This window comes from Kineosporia sp. NBRC 101731 (assembly GCF_030269305.1).
In the GTDB taxonomy this organism is placed as follows: domain Bacteria; phylum Actinomycetota; class Actinomycetes; order Actinomycetales; family Kineosporiaceae; genus Kineosporia.
Genome location: NZ_BSTC01000004.1, coordinates 40,330 through 61,310, shown reverse-complemented (window position 1 = coordinate 61,310; position 20,981 = coordinate 40,330). Strand labels below are relative to the sequence as shown.

General features: G+C 69.8%; 23 protein-coding genes. 4 read left to right on the top strand and 19 right to left on the bottom strand.

Annotated features, from left to right (window positions below; all coding sequences use genetic code 11):
- Window positions 1-72: 72 nt before the first annotated feature.
- The 9 genes from QSK05_RS13125 to QSK05_RS13085 form a co-directional block, all read right to left on the bottom strand.
- Complete coding sequence (locus QSK05_RS13125; RefSeq protein WP_285597435.1) at window positions 73-435, bottom strand: helix-turn-helix domain-containing protein; 363 nt, start codon at window positions 433-435, stop codon at window positions 73-75.
- Window positions 436-497: 62 nt separating this feature from the next.
- Window positions 498-2,366 carry a pectate lyase-like domain-containing protein gene (locus QSK05_RS13120; protein WP_285597434.1) on the bottom strand — a complete coding sequence of 623 codons (1,869 nt, stop codon included), beginning with the start codon at window positions 2,364-2,366 and terminating at the stop codon, window positions 498-500.
- A gap of 334 nt (window positions 2,367-2,700) precedes the next feature.
- Complete coding sequence (locus tag QSK05_RS13115; protein WP_285597433.1) at window positions 2,701-3,261, bottom strand: pyridoxamine 5'-phosphate oxidase family protein; 561 nt, start codon at window positions 3,259-3,261, stop codon at window positions 2,701-2,703.
- The gene (locus QSK05_RS13110) at window positions 3,258-4,034 is read right to left on the bottom strand and encodes a creatininase family protein (protein ID WP_285597432.1); all 777 of its coding nucleotides are present in this window, start codon (window positions 4,032-4,034) and stop codon (window positions 3,258-3,260) included. The genes QSK05_RS13115 and QSK05_RS13110 overlap by 4 nt, the downstream gene beginning before the upstream one ends.
- Window positions 4,031-5,344, bottom strand: coding sequence for an FAD-binding oxidoreductase (locus QSK05_RS13105; protein ID WP_285597431.1), 1,314 nt, complete (start codon window positions 5,342-5,344; stop codon window positions 4,031-4,033). The genes QSK05_RS13110 and QSK05_RS13105 overlap by 4 nt, the downstream gene beginning before the upstream one ends.
- Window positions 5,341-6,507, bottom strand: a complete 1,167-nt coding sequence (locus tag QSK05_RS13100; protein WP_285597430.1) for a substrate-binding domain-containing protein — start codon at window positions 6,505-6,507, stop codon at window positions 5,341-5,343. The genes QSK05_RS13105 and QSK05_RS13100 overlap by 4 nt, the downstream gene beginning before the upstream one ends.
- A 47-nt stretch (window positions 6,508-6,554) precedes the next feature.
- The gene (locus QSK05_RS13095) at window positions 6,555-7,331 is read right to left on the bottom strand and encodes an ABC transporter permease (protein WP_285597429.1); all 777 of its coding nucleotides are present in this window, start codon (window positions 7,329-7,331) and stop codon (window positions 6,555-6,557) included.
- Window positions 7,328-8,071, bottom strand: coding sequence for an ABC transporter ATP-binding protein (locus tag QSK05_RS13090; RefSeq protein WP_285597428.1), 744 nt, complete (start codon window positions 8,069-8,071; stop codon window positions 7,328-7,330). Before QSK05_RS13090 ends, QSK05_RS13095 begins: the two co-directional genes overlap by 4 nt.
- A 40-nt stretch (window positions 8,072-8,111) precedes the next feature.
- Window positions 8,112-9,338 (bottom strand): amidohydrolase family protein, encoded by a 1,227-nt coding sequence (locus tag QSK05_RS13085; protein WP_285597427.1) that lies wholly within the window; start codon window positions 9,336-9,338, stop codon window positions 8,112-8,114.
- 153 nt (window positions 9,339-9,491) lie between these two features.
- On the opposite strand from QSK05_RS13085, the gene QSK05_RS13080 reads away from it, so the two are divergent.
- Together QSK05_RS13080 and QSK05_RS13075 are read left to right on the top strand one after the other, a co-directional pair.
- The gene (locus tag QSK05_RS13080) at window positions 9,492-10,067 is read left to right on the top strand and encodes a helix-turn-helix domain-containing protein (RefSeq protein ID WP_352301374.1); all 576 of its coding nucleotides are present in this window, start codon (window positions 9,492-9,494) and stop codon (window positions 10,065-10,067) included.
- Between the two features lie 47 nt (window positions 10,068-10,114).
- Window positions 10,115-10,615, top strand: a complete 501-nt coding sequence (locus tag QSK05_RS13075) for an NUDIX domain-containing protein (RefSeq protein ID WP_285597426.1) — start codon at window positions 10,115-10,117, stop codon at window positions 10,613-10,615.
- Here the strand turns inward: QSK05_RS13075 and QSK05_RS13070 are convergent.
- On the bottom strand, window positions 10,600-11,886 hold the full coding sequence (locus tag QSK05_RS13070; protein ID WP_285597425.1) for an amidohydrolase family protein: 1,287 nt from the start codon (window positions 11,884-11,886) through the stop codon (window positions 10,600-10,602). The genes QSK05_RS13075 and QSK05_RS13070 overlap by 16 nt on opposite strands.
- A 176-nt stretch (window positions 11,887-12,062) precedes the next feature.
- Here QSK05_RS13070 and QSK05_RS13065 point away from each other — a divergent pair, with 176 nt between their 5' ends.
- Window positions 12,063-12,998 (top strand): SDR family oxidoreductase, encoded by a 936-nt coding sequence (locus QSK05_RS13065; protein ID WP_285597424.1) that lies wholly within the window; start codon window positions 12,063-12,065, stop codon window positions 12,996-12,998.
- Between the two features lie 143 nt (window positions 12,999-13,141).
- Window positions 13,142-13,471, top strand: a complete 330-nt coding sequence (locus QSK05_RS13060; protein ID WP_285597423.1) for an NADPH-dependent F420 reductase — start codon at window positions 13,142-13,144, stop codon at window positions 13,469-13,471.
- A 5-nt stretch (window positions 13,472-13,476) separates the two neighbouring features.
- Here QSK05_RS13060 and QSK05_RS13055 read toward each other — a convergent pair whose 3' ends face one another.
- The 9 genes from QSK05_RS13055 to QSK05_RS13015 form a co-directional block, all read right to left on the bottom strand.
- Window positions 13,477-14,112 carry a hypothetical protein gene (locus QSK05_RS13055; RefSeq protein WP_285597422.1) on the bottom strand — a complete coding sequence of 212 codons (636 nt, stop codon included), beginning with the start codon at window positions 14,110-14,112 and terminating at the stop codon, window positions 13,477-13,479.
- Window positions 14,105-14,653, bottom strand: a complete 549-nt coding sequence (locus QSK05_RS13050) for a SigE family RNA polymerase sigma factor (protein WP_285597421.1) — start codon at window positions 14,651-14,653, stop codon at window positions 14,105-14,107. Before QSK05_RS13050 ends, QSK05_RS13055 begins: the two co-directional genes overlap by 8 nt.
- 209 nt (window positions 14,654-14,862) lie before the next feature.
- A complete protein-coding gene (locus tag QSK05_RS13045) occupies window positions 14,863-15,408 on the bottom strand; it encodes a hypothetical protein (RefSeq protein ID WP_285597420.1) in 546 nt (181 codons plus the stop codon).
- A 121-nt stretch (window positions 15,409-15,529) separates the two neighbouring features.
- Complete coding sequence (locus tag QSK05_RS13040; RefSeq protein WP_285597419.1) at window positions 15,530-16,714, bottom strand: D-alanyl-D-alanine carboxypeptidase family protein; 1,185 nt, start codon at window positions 16,712-16,714, stop codon at window positions 15,530-15,532.
- 114 nt (window positions 16,715-16,828) lie between these two features.
- Window positions 16,829-17,635, bottom strand: a complete 807-nt coding sequence (locus QSK05_RS13035) for an IclR family transcriptional regulator domain-containing protein (RefSeq protein ID WP_285597418.1) — start codon at window positions 17,633-17,635, stop codon at window positions 16,829-16,831.
- A 50-nt stretch (window positions 17,636-17,685) separates the two neighbouring features.
- A complete protein-coding gene (locus QSK05_RS13030) occupies window positions 17,686-18,045 on the bottom strand; it encodes a hypothetical protein (protein WP_285597417.1) in 360 nt (119 codons plus the stop codon).
- Complete coding sequence (locus tag QSK05_RS13025; RefSeq protein WP_285597416.1) at window positions 18,042-18,902, bottom strand: DODA-type extradiol aromatic ring-opening family dioxygenase; 861 nt, start codon at window positions 18,900-18,902, stop codon at window positions 18,042-18,044. Before QSK05_RS13025 ends, QSK05_RS13030 begins: the two co-directional genes overlap by 4 nt.
- An 18-nt stretch (window positions 18,903-18,920) precedes the next feature.
- On the bottom strand, window positions 18,921-19,742 hold the full coding sequence (locus QSK05_RS13020; RefSeq protein WP_285597415.1) for a citryl-CoA lyase: 822 nt from the start codon (window positions 19,740-19,742) through the stop codon (window positions 18,921-18,923).
- Window positions 19,739-20,893, bottom strand: coding sequence for a CaiB/BaiF CoA transferase family protein (locus QSK05_RS13015; protein WP_285597414.1), 1,155 nt, complete (start codon window positions 20,891-20,893; stop codon window positions 19,739-19,741). Before QSK05_RS13015 ends, QSK05_RS13020 begins: the two co-directional genes overlap by 4 nt.
- Window positions 20,894-20,981 lie beyond the last annotated feature (88 nt).

The following is a 20,981-nucleotide window of genomic DNA, read 5'->3' as shown; positions in this document are numbered from 1 at the left end:
CGTCCCCTCAGGCCCGGCGAGGACCACCTCGAGTTCCAGCGCCACCTTCAGCACCTGGACCCCCCGCACCTCTCACCCGGTGACCGAGGGGCCGAGAGCGGCCCGGTACCGCGCCGGGCTGGTCCCGACCAGGGGCCCGAACCGCGAGCGCAGGTTCTGGGCCGAGCCGAGCCCGGACGCGGCGGCGACACGGTCGATGGGCCAGTCCGTCGTCTCCAGCAGTCGCTGGGCCCGGCGCACCCGCGAGCGCGTGAGCCAGCCGCTGGGGGTGGTGCCCAGTTCCTCGGCGAACCGGCGATTGAGGGTGCGGCCCGGCACGATCACCGTGTCCGCCGACACGAGCCGTTCCAGTGGGTGCGGCACCGTCAGCGACCAGATGCGCGGGCATTCCCGGGCCGGCCGGCTCCCCCGGTCGCAGGTGACCGGGCGGCGCATCAGCCCCTGACCCCCATCGGCTCCGCCCGGTGCTTCCGGGCGGAGCCGATGGGCGGACTACCTCAGGGGTAGGCGACCAGGTTGCGCGGTGTCGTGTTCCCGGCCGGGTTCGGCACCGCACCACCGGTGTCGTTCACGACGTTGCTGATCGTGCCCTTGTCGCCGAGGGACACGGTCAGGATGCTGTGCAGCTTCACCCCGGCCGCCTGCGGCACCTCGAAGCTGTGGTCCAGCTTCACCGAGGGGTCGGTGTTGAAGAACGCGTACGAGCCACCGCCCCACACCTCGTGATCGGTGACGGCGTCCGCGACCTTGTAGGCGGCGTAACCGTTCTGGGAACCGTTCATCCAGGCGGCCTGGTTCGGGACGTCGTACGGCTTCTCGTTCTGGAAGAAGATCGTCTTACCCCGGTTGCCGTTCCAGATCACCTCGTACTTCTGGTAATGCTCCACGAACAACCCCGTGGCCAGCACGTCGTCCCCGTTGACCAGCAGACCGGTGTCACCGGTGTTCACGTCCCAGCCGGTGGCGGCGCCACCGTGGTCGGCCCGCCAGGCCCAGATGTGGTCGATGATCGTGTCGTCGCTGTCGACCTGCAGGGTCGTGGTGGCCTTGCCCTGCACGCTGCTGCCGACCCGGAAGAACACGTCCTGGATGCTGGTCGGGTCGGCGGCGTGGTCGGCGTGCTCGCCCTCGGCACCGACGCTCATCAGCGTCTTGCTGTTGGTCGTGCCGGCGTCGAACGTCAGGCCGCTGACCTTCACACCGTCCACGTCGGCGACACTCAGCGCCGTGACCCCGCCCTCGGGAACGATCGTCGGGAAACCGATCCCGGTGACGACCGTGTCGGGCCGCGTCACCGCGATCGTCTCGTCGACCTGATAGGTGCCCGGGGTGAAGAACAGGTTGAGTCCCTGATCCAGGGCCTGGTTGATCCGGGCGGCGCTGTCACCCGGCTTGGCCACGTAGAACTGGCTCATCGGGATCGACTCACCGGCGGTGTCGGGCCAGCTGGTGCCCGAGGAGTCCTTCTGCAACGCGGGCACGAACACCTGGTACTTGCCCGCGTCGTCCACGTACAGGTACGGCTTCTCCCGGGTGACCGGGGTGGTGGCCAGCGTGGTGTGCGGCTTGTCCGGGAAAGCGTTGGCCGGAGCGCCCTTCACGCCGGAGTAGACCATGTTCCAGACGCCGCCCTCCCAGCTGCCGATGTCGCTGTTGCGGGTGTACCACTGCTGCTGCGAACCGGACGAGACCTTGCCGTCGACCAGGCTGTCGGCCAGGTACCCACCGCTGGAGTACCCCTGGCCGTTGTCCTGGTTGGAGGGGGCCAGGGTCAGGTCACCCTTGATGTGCACGCGGCGCATCGGTGCGGCCTGGGAGACGGCCCAGCGATCGGTGCCGCCCTCGGGGTCGATCGCGATGTTCTCCACGCTGCGCCAGAAATTCTGGGTCGCGTTGGCGGTGTCGCCGTAGTTCCAGCCGGAATCGACGTTGACGGCGCCCTTGATGGTCACGTCGTCGGGGTTGCGGCCGAGCCCGGCCACCGACGTGTAGAAGCCCAGGTTGGCCCAGACCCGGTCGTAGGTGCCCGGCTTGAACAGGAAGGCGTAGCGCTGGTCGCCGAACTGGGCCGTGGGACTGACGTTCTGGGCGTCGAAGGCGGCGTCGACGTCTTTCTGGATGGTGGCGGCCGACGTGGACGAGTCGTAGATCTTGACGTTCTCGCCGAAGTCCGGGGTGTCGGAGGTCGGCAGCGTGGCCTCGTCGGCCGCGGGCTCGGTCGCGGTGGGCTCGGCGGCGGCCGGCTCGGCGGCCGTGGCGGGCCCCATCGGGCCGAACGCGAAAAGCCCCGCGATCAGGGCCAGGACCGAGCCGATCAGGATCGCCAGGACCTTGCGACCACGCGGACGGGAAACGGGGGGTGGCATTGCTGACTCCTCGGTGAGCTTGACGGGAGGCGGACGCAGTGCGGCCCGGCCGGAAGGGCCGGGCCGCACTGCGCCACCAGGTCATTCAGGGATTGCTCACCCCGGAGAATTGTCCCCCTCGCGACCGGCGGTCAAGGCGATCGGGGCCACTTGAGGTAACCATGACGGTCCGGCGAGCCCGCCATGATGTAGCTGGGACTTAAGACCCAGCCGGGCGCCCGCCGCGCTCGGGCGGTCAGGCGCGCCACGGTCACCGTCCCGGGACGCCGCTCCTCCCGCGCAGACCATCTTCCTGGTCGTGATCATGCACAGGGGGATGACGGAGGCAACCGCGCTATCCGGCCAGGTACTGCCGGGACCACCCCGAGGACGAGCGGGTGAATTCCGTCCGGCGGCTGGCCGTGCCCTCATGGGTCCGCCAGAACGTCAGCCGGGTCGGGCGCACGAGGTAGCCGGTCCAGGTGACCGGCGGCTCGTCGGTGGCCACGTGGGCCGCCCACCGGGCCCGCCGCTCGTCGTCGGGCAGCCGGGCCAGGTCGTCCGTGTTCTGCCAGGCCACCTGCTGCAGGAACGGGGTGCGGGCGGCGAAGGCGGCCGCGATCTCGTCCGCCGATGCCAGGGACGCCACGCCCTGCACGCTGAGTTGACGGGAGAAGTCCGGCCACAACAGCAACAGGGCCACCTGGGGCGAGGCCGCCAGGTCGGCGACCTTGCGCGAACGACTGTCGGTGTGGAACCAGAAGCCCTCGGGTGAGAACTCACTCAGCAGAACGGTACGGACGTCGGGCACCCCCTGCCCGGTCACGGTCGCCAGCTGCATCCGCGGGCGCTGCGGGTCACCGTTGACCGGCAGCCAGCTCGACAGCAGCTCCCAGGCCTCACCCTCGATGCTCACGGCCGGAAGCCGGCGATCTCGGTCAGCGCCCCCACGGCCCGCTGGACCGATTCCCCGAACAGCTGCGCCCCGACCGCCGCGGTCGATCCCGTCGGGTCACCGATCACGCCCGAACCGAAGTCGTCGCTGGTCCAGCCGAAACTGACCGGGTACCCGTTGAACCCGACGTACTTCAGGGCGGCCATCTTCTCCGGCACGTTGCGCTCGGCCAGATCCAGGTCGACCAGGTCCGGGCGCAGGTGCATCACCAGCGAGGTCTCGCCGAACCCGGCGTGGATGCCCATGCCCAGCTCGTCGGGCTCACCCTCGATGCCCCGCCCGGCCCGCTGCACCCCGGCCGGCATGCTGAACGTGGCCAGGCCGAACTGACGGCGCAGCTCCCGCAGCGCCACCCCGAGCAAGGCGGTGTTCCCGCCGTGACCGTTGACGAACACGACCGTGCGCGCCGGTGTCGTGGCGATCGACCGGCCCAGGTCCACCAGCGTCGACCACAGTGACTCCGCCGACAGCCACATCGTGCCGGGGGCCCAGGCGTGCTCGTCCGACTTGGTGTAGGTGAGCGTCGGCAGCAGCCACAGGTCCAGCCCCTGCGAGCGCCCTTCCACCACGGCCGCCTCCGCCACGCTCTCGGCGATGAGGGCATCGGTCATCAGGGGCAGGTGGGCGCCGTGGTGCTCGATCGCCCCGGTCGGCAGCACGATGACGGACGAGGCGGTCAGCTCGGTCGCGACCGCGGGCCCGGAGAGCTCCGCGAGTCGGTAGCGGCCGCTCATGCCTGCCGCCCGGTGCGCACGGTGAGCTCCTGCTGCAGCTTTCCCGGATTGAGCAGTCCGAGCGGGTCGGTGGTGCGGGCCAGTTCCGCCGTGCGCTCGGGCTGGTAGTCCACGAACCACTGATGGCAGTTGTGGAAGCCCACCCCGAGCTCGGTCAGCCGGTCGAACCCCTCGTACACCTCCTGGGCACTGGAGTAGATCCCGGTCAGCATGCCGATCGGGCGGCCCTTCTGCGCCTCGATGTGCAGCAGGCCGCCGGGGTAGACCTGCTCCACCTCGGCGATCCGGTCGACCAGCGCGTCGCCGGCCACCTCGACGTGGAAGTACTTGCCCGGAAACGACTTCTGCAGCCACTCGATGGGGTGGTTGTAGGAGATCCGGCTCATCTTCAGCATGGCCTGCGTGCCCTCGCGGATCAGCTCGACCCGGCCCCCGGCCTGCTCGACCAGCGCGATCGCGGCCTCCAGCGAGGCCGCGTCGAGGATGGCCCGCAGGCTGGCCCGCCCGGCCGGGATCCCCTCGTCGGCCGGCAGGGCCCCGGCGAGGGTCGCCGGGTCGGCCGAGACCAGCCGCGGGGTGGGCTCCAGCTGCGCGAACGGCCGGATCACGCTCAGGGCCTGCTCGAAGGTGGCGAAGCTGGCGAACAGCCCCTTCCACGGCTGCAGCGGCTCCAGGGCGATCTTCGCCCGGGCGATGATCCCGGCCGTGCCGTAGTTGTGGATGTACGGTTCGGCCTCGGCCCCCTCGACGTGCACGAGGGTCGCGTCCGGGCGGGCGTGCACCACGTCGAGCGCGAGCGCGAAGTCCTGGTGCAGCATGCCGTGCCGGATCGATCCGGTGCCGCCGGAGCCGCCCGACAGGAAGCCCCCGATGCTGGAGTTCGCGGTCGAGGGATACATCAGCACCTGCTGGCCGCGGGCGTTGGCCTCGTGCTCGATCTGGGCCATCGGCACGCCGGCCTCGACCACCACGTAGCCGTCACCGAACTCGACGATCGCGCGGGCCCGGGTGGTGTCCAGCACCAGGCCACCGGACATCGGGATGGCCTGGCCGTAGTTGCCGGTGCCCTTGCCGCGGGGGGTGATCGGGACCTGGTGCCGCACGGCCGCCGCGACCGTCGCGGCGATCAGGTCGGCGCTGGTGGGCCAGGCCACGAGCTCGGCCCGGCCCAGGGGCAGCTGCTCGAGGATGATCGGCGACAACCGCGCGCCGTCCACCGACGCGCGATCCAGGGCAGCGGCGTCCTCACTGACGTTCTCCGGCCCGAGCAGGGTGCGAAGTTCTGCTGCGAGGGCAGCGACGCCGCTCACTTGAGCCCGATCGAGGAGTCGAGGAACTCGTTGGTGAACAGGTCGGCGGCCTTCAGGCCCGTTTTCGGGGCGGTGTTGCTCGCGGTGAAGATCGGGGTGTCGATGTCGATGATCTTCTGGATCCGCTCGGCGTCGAAGTCACCCACGTAGTCGTTGTCGCCGTTGCTGACGATCCCGTCGGCCAGCAGCGTCTTGACCGAGTAGTCGGCCACGCCCTGGCTGTACACCCAGCCGTTGTTGAACTGCGTGACCAGGTCGAGCACCAGCTCGTTGGTGGCCGCCGGGTCGGCGAAGTAGTCGACCTCGGCCTGCTGCAGCACCGGCACCAGCTTCTTCAGGCAGGGGCTGTCCTTCTCCAGGTCACCGGTGCGTACCGTCATCGCCGAGGAGTAGAACGGGTAGCCGGCGTCGTGGACCAGCTGGTACTTCACGGCCTTGCCCCAGGCCTTCACCTCGGTCTGGTAGATGTACGGCTCGGCGCTGGCGAAGCCCTGCTGGGCGTCCTTGCCCTTGGCCGCGGCGAACTTGGCCGGAGTGCCGTCGTAGGTGCCGTCGGTGACGCTCTTGTCGAGCTTGCCCGAGCTGATCAGGTATTCCATGTAGGCGGCGCCGCCGAAGTAGCGCGTCACCCCGCCGCTGCTCTTCAGGGCCTGGCCCAGCGAGGCGATGTCGGTGACGCCGGGATAGGTCTGCGGGTCCCACATGATCATCTGCGGGCTCTTCTCCAGCGGCGCGAACACCGCGGTGATCGGGTTGTCCTTCGACATCCGCACCGCCTCGTCGGTGTTCACGTAGCCCAGCATGATGTCCTTGTCCTGGTACATCTGGCTGGTCACCGTGGAGTACCCGATCGCCGGCCCGCCGGAGCGGATCTCGACGTTCACCCCGGTCGACTTGCCCTGGTACATCAGCGGCCCGGACACCGACTTCTTGTCCGCGTCCACCGTGTAGTCCTTGCCCAGCAGCTGGTACAGGTGGCCGTGCTCGGCCTCGGGGTTCCAGTCGGTCTGGAGTACGACGGTGGCCGGGCAGTCGGCGGTGAGGTCCACCGACCCGGCGGCGGCCGGGGCGGCGCTCACGGTCGAGGACGACGAACCGCCGCAGGCGGCCAGGGCGAGCACGGCGGCGACGGACAGGCCCGTGGCCAGAGGACGACGCATCATGGTTGGTTTTCCTTCGAAAGTTCGGGTTTTCGGGGGTTTTCCGGGGTTCAGGACTGGTCGGCCCACTTGCCGGTCACCAGCCGGCCCAGCAGACCGAAGAGCAGGAAGACGACGACACCCAGCAGCGAGGCGGTGATGATGGCCGCGAACGTGCCCGGGCCGTTGAGGCGCGAGTTGGACACCTGGATCAGCACGCCCAGGCCGGGGGTGCCGCGCTGGAAGAACTGGTCACCGACGATCGCGCCGATGACCGCCAGCCCGGCCGCGGTGCGCAGCCCGACGAAGATCGCCGGCAGCGCCGCCGGCAGCTGGAGCTTGGTCAGGGTGGTGAACCGGCCGGCACCGTTGAGCCGGAACAGTTCCCGCTGCGCGCGGTCCACCGAGGCCAGGCCGAACAGGGTGTTGGAGACCATCGGGAACAGCGCGATCATCACCGTCACGATCACCCGGGAGGTGAACTCGTAGCCGAAGATGGTGCCGATCAGGGGGACGATCGCCAGGATCGGGATGGTCTGCAGGATCACCGCGTACGGGTACAGCGAGTGCTCCAGCCACCGGGCCTGCGACATCAGCACCGCCCAGCCCATCCCGATCACCGTGGCGATGAGCAGGCCGGTCGCGGTGACGACGATGGTCTGGAACAGGTTCTCGAGCAGCTGCTGCCGGAACTGGCCGTCGGTCACCGCCTCCTGGAGCACCAGGTGCGGGTAGGGCACGACGAACGCCAGTTCCTTGCTCTTGTCGTACCACGCGGCGATCGCGTACCAGAAGGCGACGACCAGACCGAACACGATGCTCGGCTGCCACCAGGGAATGCGCTTCATCGGTGTCCTTCCCGCAGGGCGTGGGAGATCTGGCCCACCAGGGCGGCGAACTCGGGGGTGAACCGGATGTCGGGATCCCGGGGCATGTCGAACGGCACGTCGAAGGAGCCCACGATCCGGCCCGGGCGCCCCGACATCACCAGCACCCGGGTGGACAGGTACACGGCCTCGGCCACCGAGTGGGTGATGAACAGCCCAGCGAAGTTCTGCTGCACGAAAAGCTTGAGCAGCTCGTCGTTCAGGCGCTCGCGGGTGATCTCGTCCAGGGCCCCGAACGGCTCGTCGAACAGGAACAGCTCGGGGTCGAGGGTGAGGGAACGGGCCAGGGAGGTCCGCATCCTCATACCGCCGGACAACTGCCGGGGCAGGTGTTTCTCGAACCCGTTCAGGCCCACCAGGTCGATCGCGGCGGTGGCCCGGGCCGCCCGCTCGGCCTTCGGCACGTGGTGCAGTTCGGCCAGCAGCTCGACGTTGCTCCGCACCGATCGCCAGGCCAGCAGGGTGGCGTCCTGGAAGACGTACCCGATGCGTTGCGAGGTCACGGACGCGGTGCCGCCCGAGACCTGTTCCAGGCCCGAGGCGATACGCAGCAGGGTGGACTTGCCGCAGCCGGAGGGCCCGACCACGGAGACGAACTCGCCCCGCCGGACGCTCAGGTCGACGCCGGTGAGTGCCTCGGTCTCACCGAAACGCATGGACACGTCCCGGAAGTCGAGGAGGGTGGAAGTATCCACGGTCATGATGGCTGTCCTTGCTGACGGTGCTGACGGTGCTGACGGTTCAGAATGCGGAATCGTGGACGACGGACGAACGGGCGACGAGCGCGCCGCGGTGGATCACCCGGCGCTGCGCCGGGGCCGCGGCGATCACCTCGCCCAGGCTGGCGCCCTGCACCGCCAGGAAGTCGGCGATGTGGCCGGGCTCGGCCCCGGCCGGGGGCAGACCCAGCACCGAGCGGGCACTGGAGCAGACCGCCTGGTAGGCCTCGTCGAGGGTCAGGTGCCCGGCGGTGACCAGCAGCGACGCGGTCTCCAGGGCGTCGCCGCGCCCGACCGGGTTGAACGGGTCACGCAGGTTGTCGGCGCCACCCGCGACCGGGACACCGGCGTCGAGGAAGGCGCGCAGGGCGGTCAGGCCCCGCGGGGTGCTCGCCGGGTGCTCCCAGCCCTGGAGATAGAGGTTGGTGATCGGCAGGCTGATCACACCGATGCCGGCCGCGAGCACGGCCTCGATCACCGGGACCAGGTCGGCCGCGCTCTGGGTGCCCTGCCGCACACAGTGCCCGGCGGAGCGGACCCGGTCGGCCGGCCAGTCCCGCACCGTCTGCGCGTAGTGGGTGAGAGTCGGCTCGCCGTGCAGGCTCTCGTCGGTATGGATGTCGGCCCCGACGCCACGCTCCTGCGCGATCGTCAGCAGCCGGTCCAGGTCGCGCACCGGGTCGGGGGCCAGGTGCGGGGCGCCACCGATCAGGTCGACGCCCAGGTCGAGGGCCGCGTGGACGGTCGCGTCCGGGGTGTCGGGGGCAGCCAGGGCCACGATCTGGAGGTCGATCAGGTGCCGGACCTCCTCGCGCAGACCGGTCAGGGCCTGCACGCCCCGCAGCGGCTGAGGCCCGGACAGCAGGTCGACGTGCGTGCGCACGGCCGTGGTGCCGGCCTGCAGCATCATCCGCAGCGCCGCGGTGGCCCGGGCGGCGATGCCCTCGGTCGTCATACCCCGGCTGTGGGCCCGCCAGGAGTCGATGGCCAGGCCGAGATCACCCATCGGCGGCGAGATCTCGTCCCACGACAGCGCCTTGTCCAGATGCGCGTGCGGCTCGGCCGGGGCCGTCAGCAACAGGTAGCCGGTCAGGTCGAGCTCGCCGTCGGCCGCCACCGCACCGGGGGTGGCCGGAACGACCGCGGTGACCACGTCGTCCTCCATCTCGACATCGACGACCCGCCCGTCGGGCAGGGTGGCGCCGATCAGCCGACGGAGGCTCTGCGGAAGGGGCTGATGGGCCGGCACGGTGCTCCTGTCGTTCTTCACTACTGGTCGGGCCGTACGGCCCTTGCCTAGGATGTGCACGAATGTTCCTGTGAGGAACATCGGCGAATCTAGGCATCTGTCGTTTCGGTCGTGTCACACACGACGTCGACGCTGTAAAGCTTCAGGGAGGCGATCACCGTCAGTCATCCGGCAGACACTAGCGATCCGGTCCGGGCCCTGGGGAGGAGGATCCGCCAGGTCCGGCGCACCCGCGGTCTGACCCTGATCCAGCTGGCCGACGCGGCCGGGCTGACCCACGGGTTCCTGAGCAAGCTGGAACGGGGACTGGCCAGCCCGAGCATGGCCTCGCTCGACCGGATCACCGTGGCGCTGGGCACCAGCCAGGTGGAACTGCTGGCCGGGCAGGGAAATGTACAGGTCAGCGCCGTCCACCGGGCCGGCGAAGGCACCGCCGGCTCCTACGGCCTGGGCCGGGCCCGCCTGCTGACCACCGGTAACCGGCGCCTGCAGCCGATGCTGTACGAGGGCGACAACACCGACCCGGGCGAGTTCTACCAGCACGCCGAGGACGAGTTCATCCACGTCACGGACGGGAAGGTCCTCGTCGACCTGGGCCCCGACGGGATCGAGCCGCTGGGCCCCGGTGACTCGCTGTACCTGAGCGGCGGAACACCGCACCGCTGGAGCACGGGCGGGCCCGAGGTCTACCGGCTGTTCATCGTGAAGGAGAACCCGGGCGCCCGCTGACTGCACCCTTGCGACCTACCCGGCGGTGCGCCCCTAGCGTCGCGGGAATGACCTACACCGATGCCGAACACCTGGCCTGGCTGGCCACGCTCCCCCGCAAGCACATGGGCGCCGGGGTCCTGATCACCGATCCGGACGGACGGGTGCTCCTGGTCGAGCCCACGTACCGGCAGGGCTGGCTGCTGCCGGGCGGCATCGTCGAGGCCGGGGAGTCACCCCGGTCGGCCGCCGCCCGCGAGACCCATGAGGAACTCGGCCTGCGCCTGACCCCGGGGCGTCTGCTGGTCGTGGACTGGTGCGCACCCCGCCCCGACGGCGGCGACAACCTGAACTGGGTCTTCGCCGGAACCCCCGTGCACGGGCCGGACATCGTGCTCCAGGCCGAGGAACTGCAGTCCTGGGCCTGGTGCGATCCCTCGCAGGTGCAACGCCTGGCCTCCCCGCGCATCGCCCAGGAGATCGTGGTCGCGCTGAAAGCCCTGGAGTCCGGTACGACCGTGTACCTGGAAGACGGTCAGGAAGGTCAGGACGGTCAGGAGAGCGCCTGACCCAGCCGCCCGACCAGCTCGCTCTCGTCGGTACCGACGAGCCGGTAGTCCCGCACCACCACACGTCCACCGACCACCACGTGCCGCGGGCGTCGTCCCGGACGGGCCCACAACAACCCGGCCACCGGGTCGGCGACCCCGGCGTCCGCCACCCCGGACACGTCCCAGACGCACAGGTCCGCCGCCGCACCGGGCCGCAGGTGCCCCAGCTCCGGGCGGGCCAGGCCGGCCGCCGACCCGTGCGTGGTGGAGGCCAGCACCTCGCGGGCGCTCAGCTGCCGCCCCACCAGGGCCGAGACCTGCATCGCCAGGCGGGCGTCCGCGAGCAGATGACCGGCGTCATTACTGCCCCCGCCGCTCGTGCCCAGACCCACCGGGATCCCGGCCTCCAGCAGCGCCGCGACCGGGGCGATCCCCCACCCCATCGGCACGTCACAACCAGGGGCGTGCGTGGCGGTGACGCCGGCCTGCGCCAGACGCGCGATCTCGGCCGGGGTGACGTCACACAGGTGGGCCACGGTCACGTCCGGCGCCAGCCACCCCCACTCCGCCAGCAGTTCCAGCGGACGGCGACCGTACCGCTGCGCCGCGATCTCGACGTCGACCTGCTCGTTGGCCTGGGTCCGGCGGCGCAGTCCGAACCGGGCCGCCACCTCGGCGAACGCCTCGAAGGTCTCCCGCCGGTCGCTGTGCACCCCGGCCGGCCCGACCGCCAGCTGGAGCATCCCGTCGTCGCCGATTCCGGTGCTCGTCCCGGGCAGCAGGGCCTCGACGATGCGGGTGGCGGAATCGGCGGCCGCTTGCGGGTCGTCGCCGGCGCTGCCCCGCACGAACACCAGCCGCGCGCCGAGAGTCCGGGCAGCAGTGGCCGTGGCCTGTGCCATCCCGACGTCGTCGCACCCGTCCGGCCAGGTCAGGTGATGGTCGGCGATCGTGGTCACGCCGCTCAGCAGCGCCTCGGCCACCCCGACGGACGCGGCGGCCCCGGTCAGTTCCGGGGTGACCCCGGCCGCGCGGTACCCGGCCGCCATCACGCCGAGCCATTCGCGCATCGGGACCCCGCGGGTGCCCGGCAGCGTGCGGAACGCGGTCTGCAGCAGATGGTGATGGGCATTGATCAGGCCGGGCGTGACCACCGCACCCGCCGCGTCCAGGGTCTCGCCACCGGTGACGGCCTGATCGGTGATCCGCCCGTCGACGGCGGACAGGTCTCCGGTCGTCTCGGTGGCCGGGTCGACGAGGATGCGGGTGGCGCCGGTGATCGTGAGCACGGCGGAGTTCTACCAGACGCCCCTACCCGCCCAGGTTTCGCGGTCCGGCGATGTCTTCGGGGTATCGCCGCGGCCGAAAGAGGTCTTGGACACTACCTGCGGCCGGTGACACCGTGAATCAGGCCGGGGCACATCATGTTCTGCCCCGGCGCCACCGACTCGTCAGGAGAAGCACCGTGCGCGTTCTCGTCACCGGAGGGACCGGCCACTCCGGTTCGTACATCGTCCCCGAGCTCATCGCCGCCGGGCACGAGGTCACCGGCCTGGCCCGGTCGGACACGGCCGCGGCGACACTGTCCGCGCAGGGCGCGACGGTCATCCGCGGTGACATCGAGGACCTCGACGGGCTCAAGAAGGCGGCCGCGGACTCCGACGGCGTGGTCCACGTCGCCCACCGGCAGGATCTGCTGCCCTCCGGCGGGATCCACGCCGTGGCGGCCGCGGAGCTCCCAATCATGCTCGCGTACGGCGAGGCGCTCGCGGGAACCGGCAAGCCGCTGGTCGCGGCCGGGAGCATCGGCTCGCCCGGGGCCCTGGGCCGGCCGGCCACCGAGGACGACCCGGCCCTGCCCAGCAGCGACGAGTACAAGGGCACCCTGCGGGCCCGCAACGTCGTGGAGTCCACCGTCATCCGCCTGGCCGATCAGGGCGTGCGGTCCTCGGTCGTGCGCATCGCCAACATCGTGCACGGCCCGACCGATCGCGCCGGGTTCCTGCCCTCGCTGATCGCGCTCGCGCGGGAGAAGGGCGTCGCCGGCTACCCCGGCGACGGCTCGAACCTGTGGAACGCCGTGCACATTCGCGACGCCGCCGCCGTGTTCCGCCGGGCGCTGGAGAGCGGACCGGCCGGCTACTACTGGCACGCGGTCGAGGACGGCGGCATCCCGTTCCGCGAGATCGCCGAGGCCGTCGGCAGCCGTCTGGGGGTGCCCGCGGTGAGCATTCCCGTGGACGAACTGATGCTGCCGGGGTACTTCGGTTTCCTCGCGAACATCGTCACGAAGAGCTACCCGGCCTCGAACCGCATCACCCGCGAGACCCTCGGCTGGGAACCGGTTCAGCCGCGCCTGCTCAGCGATCTCGACAACGGCCGCTACTTCCCCTCCCGCTGAAGGCGATCACCCTGACCACCGTAGGATTCATCGGAAGCGGCGCGATCGGCACCACGCTCGCGCGACTGGCCGTCGACGCCGGGTACCAGGTGGGACGGCCCGTCCCACAGCTCGACGACGCCTCACCCACTTCGAGCGAGCCAATGCTGCAATATCTTTCGGATGCCAGGATCGTCAAGGCCTTCAACACCATCTTCTTCGAGCATCTGCTGTCGCTGCCCCGCCCGGCCGGGGCCCCCGACCGCTCGTTCCTGCCCGTCGCCGCTGACTCGGTGCCGGCGAAGACGGCGGTCACCGCCTTCATCGAATCCCTCGGGTACGGGGTGGTGGACGCGGGACGGCTGAGCGACAGCTGGCGGCAGGCGACGGTCACACCGGTGTGGGGAACCCCGTACGGGCCGTACTCGAACACGCAGGGCCAGCCGGCCGGAGAGGAAACCGTCCGCGCCGCGCTGGCCCTCACAACGCGGTAGGCCGGTCAGCCGCCGGCGATCTCCGGGGTACCGGTCAGGTGCACCCCGGCCGCGAACTCGACGATCGTCGCGGTGTCCCAGTCGAGGTTGTCCGGGAACTGGAAGATCAGGGTGTACTTGCCGGAGGGAACCCACAGACGGGGATCACCATCGCTATAAGCATCCAGGGTTCCCGTCACATCACCGACCTTCACCGACTTCCCGGCATCCGACTTCGTCGAGAGCTCCGCCTCGTTCGCGACGTGCACCAGAATCTTGCCGGGGTACTCGTTCGGGTCCCGGTTACTGGCATCCTCGTCGGCCAGCACGAGCTGGCCGGCATCGGCGGCCAGCACGTCCCAGCCGACCGGGACCTTGTCGAGCGAGAAGCCCTTGGGCTGTTTCCCCTGGTACGTGGTGAGGGCGACCGAGATGGTGGACGAGGGCGGCGCCGGGTTCCCGGTTCCGTCACCGATGTCGGCCACGGAGAAGGCGAGCACGGCAGCCGCCCCGGCGGCCAGACCGACCGGGACCAGCGTGCGCCGGCGGGCCAGGCGGGCCCGGGCGCGACGGCCGCGGCGGACATCAGCCTCGACCGCCAGGTCCGAAGGGCTCGCGATGCCGGCCACCGCTTCTTTCATCAGATCGCGCAGATCATGCATCGTGAGCTCCGTGGGATCCCTGGACGGCGAATTGGGGTGACATCCGTTCGCGTAGCTTGTCGATCGCCCGTTTCGATTGACTTTTCACTGTTCCGGTCGAGCAGTTCATCGCCTCCGCCGTCTCTTCCACGCTCAGTTCCTGGAAGTACCGCAGCACGAGAACGGCTCGCATCCGCACCGGAAGAGCCCGAAGGCCCGTGTAGAGGGCCTCGGTCCGCTGGTTCGGCTCGCCCTGGTCGATCGGCATCAGGGTGCTGAGCACCAGATGCTCGGGGATCTCGTCGGTGACCCGCTCGCGGCGCTGCCAGGGACGTCGCTTCTCGTCGATGAAGGCGTTCACGAGACAGCGCCGGGCATAGGAGTTCTTGTGCTGGGCCAGGCGGAAGGCCGGCCACTTCACGTACAACGCGGTCAACGCGGTCTGGGTCAGGTCCTCGGCCAGGTGGTGGTCACCGGCCGTCAGGAGGGTCGCCGTGCCCAGGAGACCGGCGCGCCGTTCCCGGACGAAGGCCCGGAATTCGTCGTCATAGCCCGTCTTCATCGCGGCTCCAAAGTACTCATACGTCTTTGACGGAACTCGCCGGATCGCCGGTTGCATTCACCGGCAACGAGTTTCCCTCGGCTGACCCGATCCCGCGGTCCGGTCACGCCGGTCTGTCACCCATGCGCCCGATATTTCAGCCCCGGGCCGGGGCCCGGTGGGCCGGGGTGACGGTCCAAGTCACACCGGCCCACCGGGGAGAAGGCCGATCAGCCGGCGGCGATCTCCGGGGTACCGGTCAGGTGCACACCGGCCGCGAACTCAACGATCGTCGCCGTGTCCCAGTCGAGGTTGTCCGGGAACTGGAAGATCAGCGTGTACGTGCCGGAGGGAACCCACAGACGGGGGTCGCCGTCAGTGAAGGAGTCCAGGGTCCCGGTGACGTCACCGACCTTCACCGACTTCCCCGTGTCCGACTTCGTCGACAGTTCCGCCTCGTTCGCGGCGTGCACCAGGATCTTGCCGGTGAACTCGTTCGGGTCCTGGTTGCTGGCCTTCTTGTCGGCCAGGACGAGCTTGCCCTGGTCGGCAGCCAGCGTGTCCCAGCCGACCGGGACCTTGTCGATACTGAAGCCGTCGACGGCCTTGCCCTCGTACGAGGTGAGGGCGGCGGAGATGGTGGTGGTGGAGTGCGAGGGCGAGGCGACCACCGGCGAGCTGGAGCCCATCAGGGTGAAGGCGAGTGCGCCGGCGGCCACAGCGGCGGCGATCCCCGCGGGAATCAGGACGTTGCGGCGGGCGATGGTGTTGGTCATGCCCATATGAACGGAATCCGCTTGGCGCCAGGTTGCATTCGGAACGAGCTTCCTCGGCCGAGGACAGGTTCTGCGGATCTGCGTCCTCGGCCGAGGACCTCGTCCTGCGTGCGTCAGCCGGCTAGCTGACGCGCGCGAGCGCCGCCGAGTAGGTGTGCGAACCCTGCTTGACGGTGATCTTCTTCGGGGTCTCGCCCGCGGCCAGACCGGCGGGCAGGCTGAGCTTGTACGACAGGCCGTCCCAGGCCGGAGCGGCCAGGGACTTCTTCGCGCCGTACCTGCGCACCGTGCCGTCGGCCCCGGTGACCGAGACCAGCGCTGTGCCCTTCTTGAGCAGGGTCACCGTGCGCAGTTCGGCCTGGGCCGTCTGGACCATCGCCTTGGCGTAGGGGAAACGCTTGGCCTTGTCGGCGGACGAGCCCTTCACCCCCAGGAGCACACCGTAGATCGTGTACTTCTTACCGCCGACGGTGTCGGTGGCCGCGAAGAGCAGACAGGCACCGGCCGGTGAGGTGGTGCCGGTCTTGATCCCGATCACGTTGTCCGCACCGAGCAGCTTGTTGGTGTTGGTCAGCGTGTGCAGCGGGATCTTCACCGTCCTGGTGCTCACGATCTTGCGGAACGCCGCGCTCTTCATGGCCGCGGGGGCCAGGTCGAGCAGGTCCTCGGTGCTGCTGGACGACTTCTTGTCCACCCCGTGCGCATCCACGAAAGTAGTGTCGGTCATCCCCAGGGCCTTGGCGTTCTTGTTCATCTTGGCGACGAACTTGGCCTCGGTACCGGAGTCCCAGCGGGCCAGCGTGACGGCCAGGTTGGAACCCGACTCCAGGAGCAGCCCTTGCAGCAACTGCAGCTGGGTGAGGTTGACGCCCGCCTCTACCTTGAGCACCGACGCACCGTCGGCCTTGAGCTGGTTGTAGGTCGTCACATCCTTCTTGGTGATCGAGACGGTCGGCCCCTTGGCCCCTGCGGCCAACGGGTGATCTTTCAGAATGGTGTACGCCGTCATCACTTTCGTGACGCTGGCGATCGGCACCTGAGTAGCGCTGCTGTACTTCTGACCGATCGTGCCCAGGCCGGCCACCTCGAGGCGTGCCCGCCCGGCACCCGGCCAATCGATCTCAGGAGCGCCTCCGGCCACCTTCTGGGTGGCCGACACCAACAGCTTGGCCTTCGTGGCCTTCGACGCCATCGGCATGGCCGACGCAATCTGTGGAGCCAACGGGGCAACCACGGCTACGGAGGCCACCAGGGCCGCGGCCCCGGTGATGTAGCGCTTCCGGAAGGTGCTGCGACGAAAGTTCACCAGCGCAGAATACTGATAAGAAAAAGAAATACTGACAAACACTGATGGAAGGGACTTCTTGCACCCGCCATCAGGCCCGGCCGGGCAGGACCGGCGGGCGGCCCTTTCCCGTGCTCAGGACCTTGACACCGTGGCCAGCGGCAGTTCGTCGCGCCGGGCGAAGTCGGCGCTGATCTCCCCCGCCGCGTGCAGCAGTAACGGAAGGTGGTGCTCGATCAGTTGCTCCACCGAGGTCTCGGCCGCATGGGCGTTGACGTTGAGGCCGGCGATCACCCGGCCGGACCCGTCGCGCAACGGCGCGGCGACCGAACGAATGCCGAGGGCGAGTTCCTCGTCGGTCATGGCCCATCCCCGGGCCCGCACGTCCCGCAGGACCGCGTCCCGTTCGGCCGGTCCGGGCTGCCAGCGCGCGACGAGACCGGAGCGGCTGGGTTCGGCGAGGACCCGTTCCAGTTCGCCGGGCGTGAGCGCGGCCAGCTGCACCTTGCCCAGGGACGTCGGCAGGGCCGGGAAACGGGTGCCGATCTGGACGGCCAGCGAGACGATCCTGGGCACGGCCACCCGGGCGACGTAGACGATGTCGGACCCGTCCAGCTGGGCGATGGAGCAGGACTCGCCGGTGCCCTCGACCAGCTTCTCCAGGTGCGGCCGGGCGACCTCCCACAGACCCATCGACTGCACGTAGGCCACGCCCAGCTGCAGGACCCGCGGGGTCAGGCGGTATCCGCGGTCAGCACCCCGCACGTAGCCCAGTTCCTCCAGGGTCAGCAGCAGCCGCCGGGCGGTCGGGCGGGCCAGACCGGTGGCCGCCGCGATGTCCGCGAGCGTCATCACCGACGTCCCGGGCCGGAACGCGGTGATCACCTCGAGGCCGCGCGCCAGGGCCTCGACGAAGTCCGGGCCGGTTCCCTCACGGGGCATGTGACGCCTCCCTTCGGCGGTAGTGATCGGCGGGCCAGCCTACGGGGGCATCAGGTGGTGATGTCCGGGTAGGGCATCGTGATGTGCGACAGCGCCTGCGCATAGGCCGTCTGGTAGCCCATCGGCGGGTGGTCGCGCTCGAACAGGGCGATGAACAGGGTGAGGGTCAGGAACGGGTGCGCGCCGAGCTCGAACAGTTTCGGGTAGTCGTGCGTCCCCAGGGCCTCGCGCTCGATGTCGTCGAAGGCCAGCCAGGTGGACGACTCCCCGGTGGTGCAGTTGAGGATCCGGTTGGCGTACTCGCGCTCCCACATCGTCACCGTTGCGCGCGGGTCCTCCCGGTAGCGCTCCACCAGATCCGGGTCGCGGTCCACGGTGTAGAGGAACTTGTTCAGCAGGTACCTGCTCACGCCACACCCCCGGGGTACCAGGTGAAGTACGCCTCCATGGTGTGGAAGAGGTCGTACGTGTCCACGTAGTCGGCCTGGTTCCCCTGCCCGGCCACACCCATCATCAGCATGAAGTCCATGAAGCCGTGGGTGGCGTTGCCCGGCAGGTGCAGGCTGTCGAGACTCACCTCGGCCAGGCACTTCTCGATGTCCCCACCGGCGATCCACTCCACCGCCCGGCGGTCGAACTCCGGATCGGGCCCGTGCGGCCCGAACTGGCGCGGTCCACCCAGCTCCAGCGACAGGTGCCCGGTGCCGATCACCGCGACCCGCTGGTCCGAGGGCCAGGACTCGATCATCTCCCGGATCGCCCGGCCGAGCTGGACGAAGCGCCGGGGCTGCGGCAGCGGTGGGGCGAAGATGTTGGTGTAGATCGGCACGATCGGCAGGTCCGCCTGCGGCCGCAGGGTGATGATCGGGCAGGTGATCGAGTGGTCGATCCGCAGCTCGTTGGAGAAGGCCAGGTCGAAGCCGGAGTCCAGGCCCTGCCGCAGCACGTGCGCCGAGAGTTCCTCGTGGCCCTGGAGAACCATCTTCGGCAGGCCGAACTCGCGCTCCTCGTTGTAGAAGTTCGCGTCGTAGACGGGGGCCTTGCCGACCAGGAACTGCGGCATGTTGTCCAGCCAGAACTGGTGGAAGTGGTCCGACCCCACCATCACCAGCACGTCCGGCCGGGCCGCGGTCAGCGTCTCGCGGAAGCTCAGGATCTTGCGGACCCACTCGTCCGCGAAGGGTGGCCGGTCCTCACCGACCGCCTGGCTGGCCTTGTAGTAGAAGGGGTGATGGGTGGAGGCGATGACCGCCACGAGTTGCGCCATGCTGGGTCTCCGTCGACGTCAGAGGGCTGGTTGTTCGAAGGGTTCCGGGGGGACGGACTGGTTGTTCAGGTCCACCGAGAGGAAGATGTCTCCTGCCACCGGGCGGCGCAGTTCCTCGGCCAGCTGGCCGATCAGCCCGGCGGTGCGGGCCAGCAGGGCGAAGCCCCGCAGCAGTTCCAGCGGCAGGCCCAGGTCGGCCAGGGCCGCTCCGCAGACCCCGGCCCCGTTGAGCGGTAGGGTCTTTCCGAGTACCTGCGGGTGTACGCGGCCGATCGCGGCGAACAGTGACAGGTGCGGCCCGAACAGGTTCTCCTCGGCTGCGATCTGGAACAGCCGGGGTGTGCGGGGATCGCCGTCCTTGTGCACGTGATGTCCCAGACCGGGAACGAATTTCTTCTCGGCCCGTTGCTTCTGGACGACGGTCACGGCGAGCGCGTCCCACTCGGCTTCGGTGGTGGGCAGGTTCTCGGCCTGCTGCAGAACCTCGTGCAGGAACCGCCCGCAGTCCTCGGTCACCCCCAGGAACCGCGAGCCGCCGCCGAGCAGGCCGGCGGCCAGGGCGCCCTGCACCGAGTCCGGCGCGGACAGGAAGGTCAGCCGGGCGGTGATGGCGGTCGGGGTGAAACCGTGGTCGGCCAGGGCGGCCAGCACGGCCTCGAAGACCCGGGTCTCCCCCGGGGTGGGGCGGCGCTGGGTGGCCAGCCAGAAGGCCAGCTCACCGAAGCCGACCGTGCCCATCACGTCGTCCGCCAGGTCCTGGCCGAGCAGGGTGATGTGGTGCCGGGACGAGGCGCCCAGCGCGGTCCGGTACTTCTCGTTCGTGCCCGTCCTGCCGGTCATGCGGGGGCCTCCAGCCACTGGCGCAGTTCGTCACCGTGCTCGTCGAGGCCCGGCGGCGGCAGCCGGTACTGGGCCGGGGTCTCGGAGAAACGGATCGGGTGACGGGTGGTCGGGACGGCCCGCTCCCCTTCGCCGACCTCGACGATCGGGTCCAGCCCGAACCGCTCGGCCATCGCGAACCCGCCGTCGATGGTGTTGATCGGGCCGCTGGGCACTCCGGCCGCGGTGAGCAGCTCGAACCATTCCAGGGCGCCGTGACGGGCCAGCTCGGCCACCAGCAGCGGCCGCAGTTCCTCCCGGTTGCGGGTGCGGTCGGCGTTCCCGGCGAAGCGTGGGTCCTCGGCCAGTTCGGGCACCCCGAGCACCTGGCAGAGCTTGCGGAACTGGCCGTCGTTGCCGGCCGTCACGATCAGGTCGTTGTCGGCCGTCGGGAGTGGCTCGTAGGGAAACAGGCTCGGGTGCGCGTTACCCATCCGGTAGGGCACCACGCCGCCCGCGACCCAGGCCGAGCTGTGGTTGACCAGGCCGGTCAGCGCCGAGGAGAGCAGGTTGACCTCGACGTGCTGCCCCTGGCCGGTGCGGTCACGGTGGCGCAGAGCCGCCAGGATGCCGATGGTGGCGTGGTTGCCCGCCATCACGTCGAACACCGAGATACCGGCCCGGAACGGTGATCCGTCGGGGTCACCGGTCAGGCTCATCAGCCCGGAGACGGCCTGCACCATCAGGTCGTAACCGGGCACGTCCTTGCCCGCCCCGGAACCGAATCCGCTGATCGACGAGTACACGACCCCGGGGTTCCCCGCCCGCACCGCGTCGAAGTCGAGACCGTACTTGGCCAGCCCGCCGGGTTTGAAGTTCTCGATGACGACGTCGGCCCGGCGAGCCAGTTCGCGGGCGACCCGGGCGTCGGCCTCCTGGCGCAGGTCCAGGGCGATCGACCGTTTACCCCGGTTGACCCCGAGGTAGTAGGTGGACACCTCCTCCCGGACCGGCGGCATCCAGGTGCGCGTGTCGTCCCCCCGGGGCCCCTCGACCTTGACCACGTCGGCCCCCAGATCGGCGAGCAGCATGGTGGCGTAGGGGCCGGCCAGGATCCGCGAGAAATCGGCGACCAGGATCCCCGCGAGCGGTCCGTCAGAGCTGCTTGGCATGTCAGGAAATCCTTACGTCCGCACAGCGGACACTCGTCCGTTGAATGATTCTGCGAGGTCGGGCCGCTCGGGTCAAGCCTTGACAACG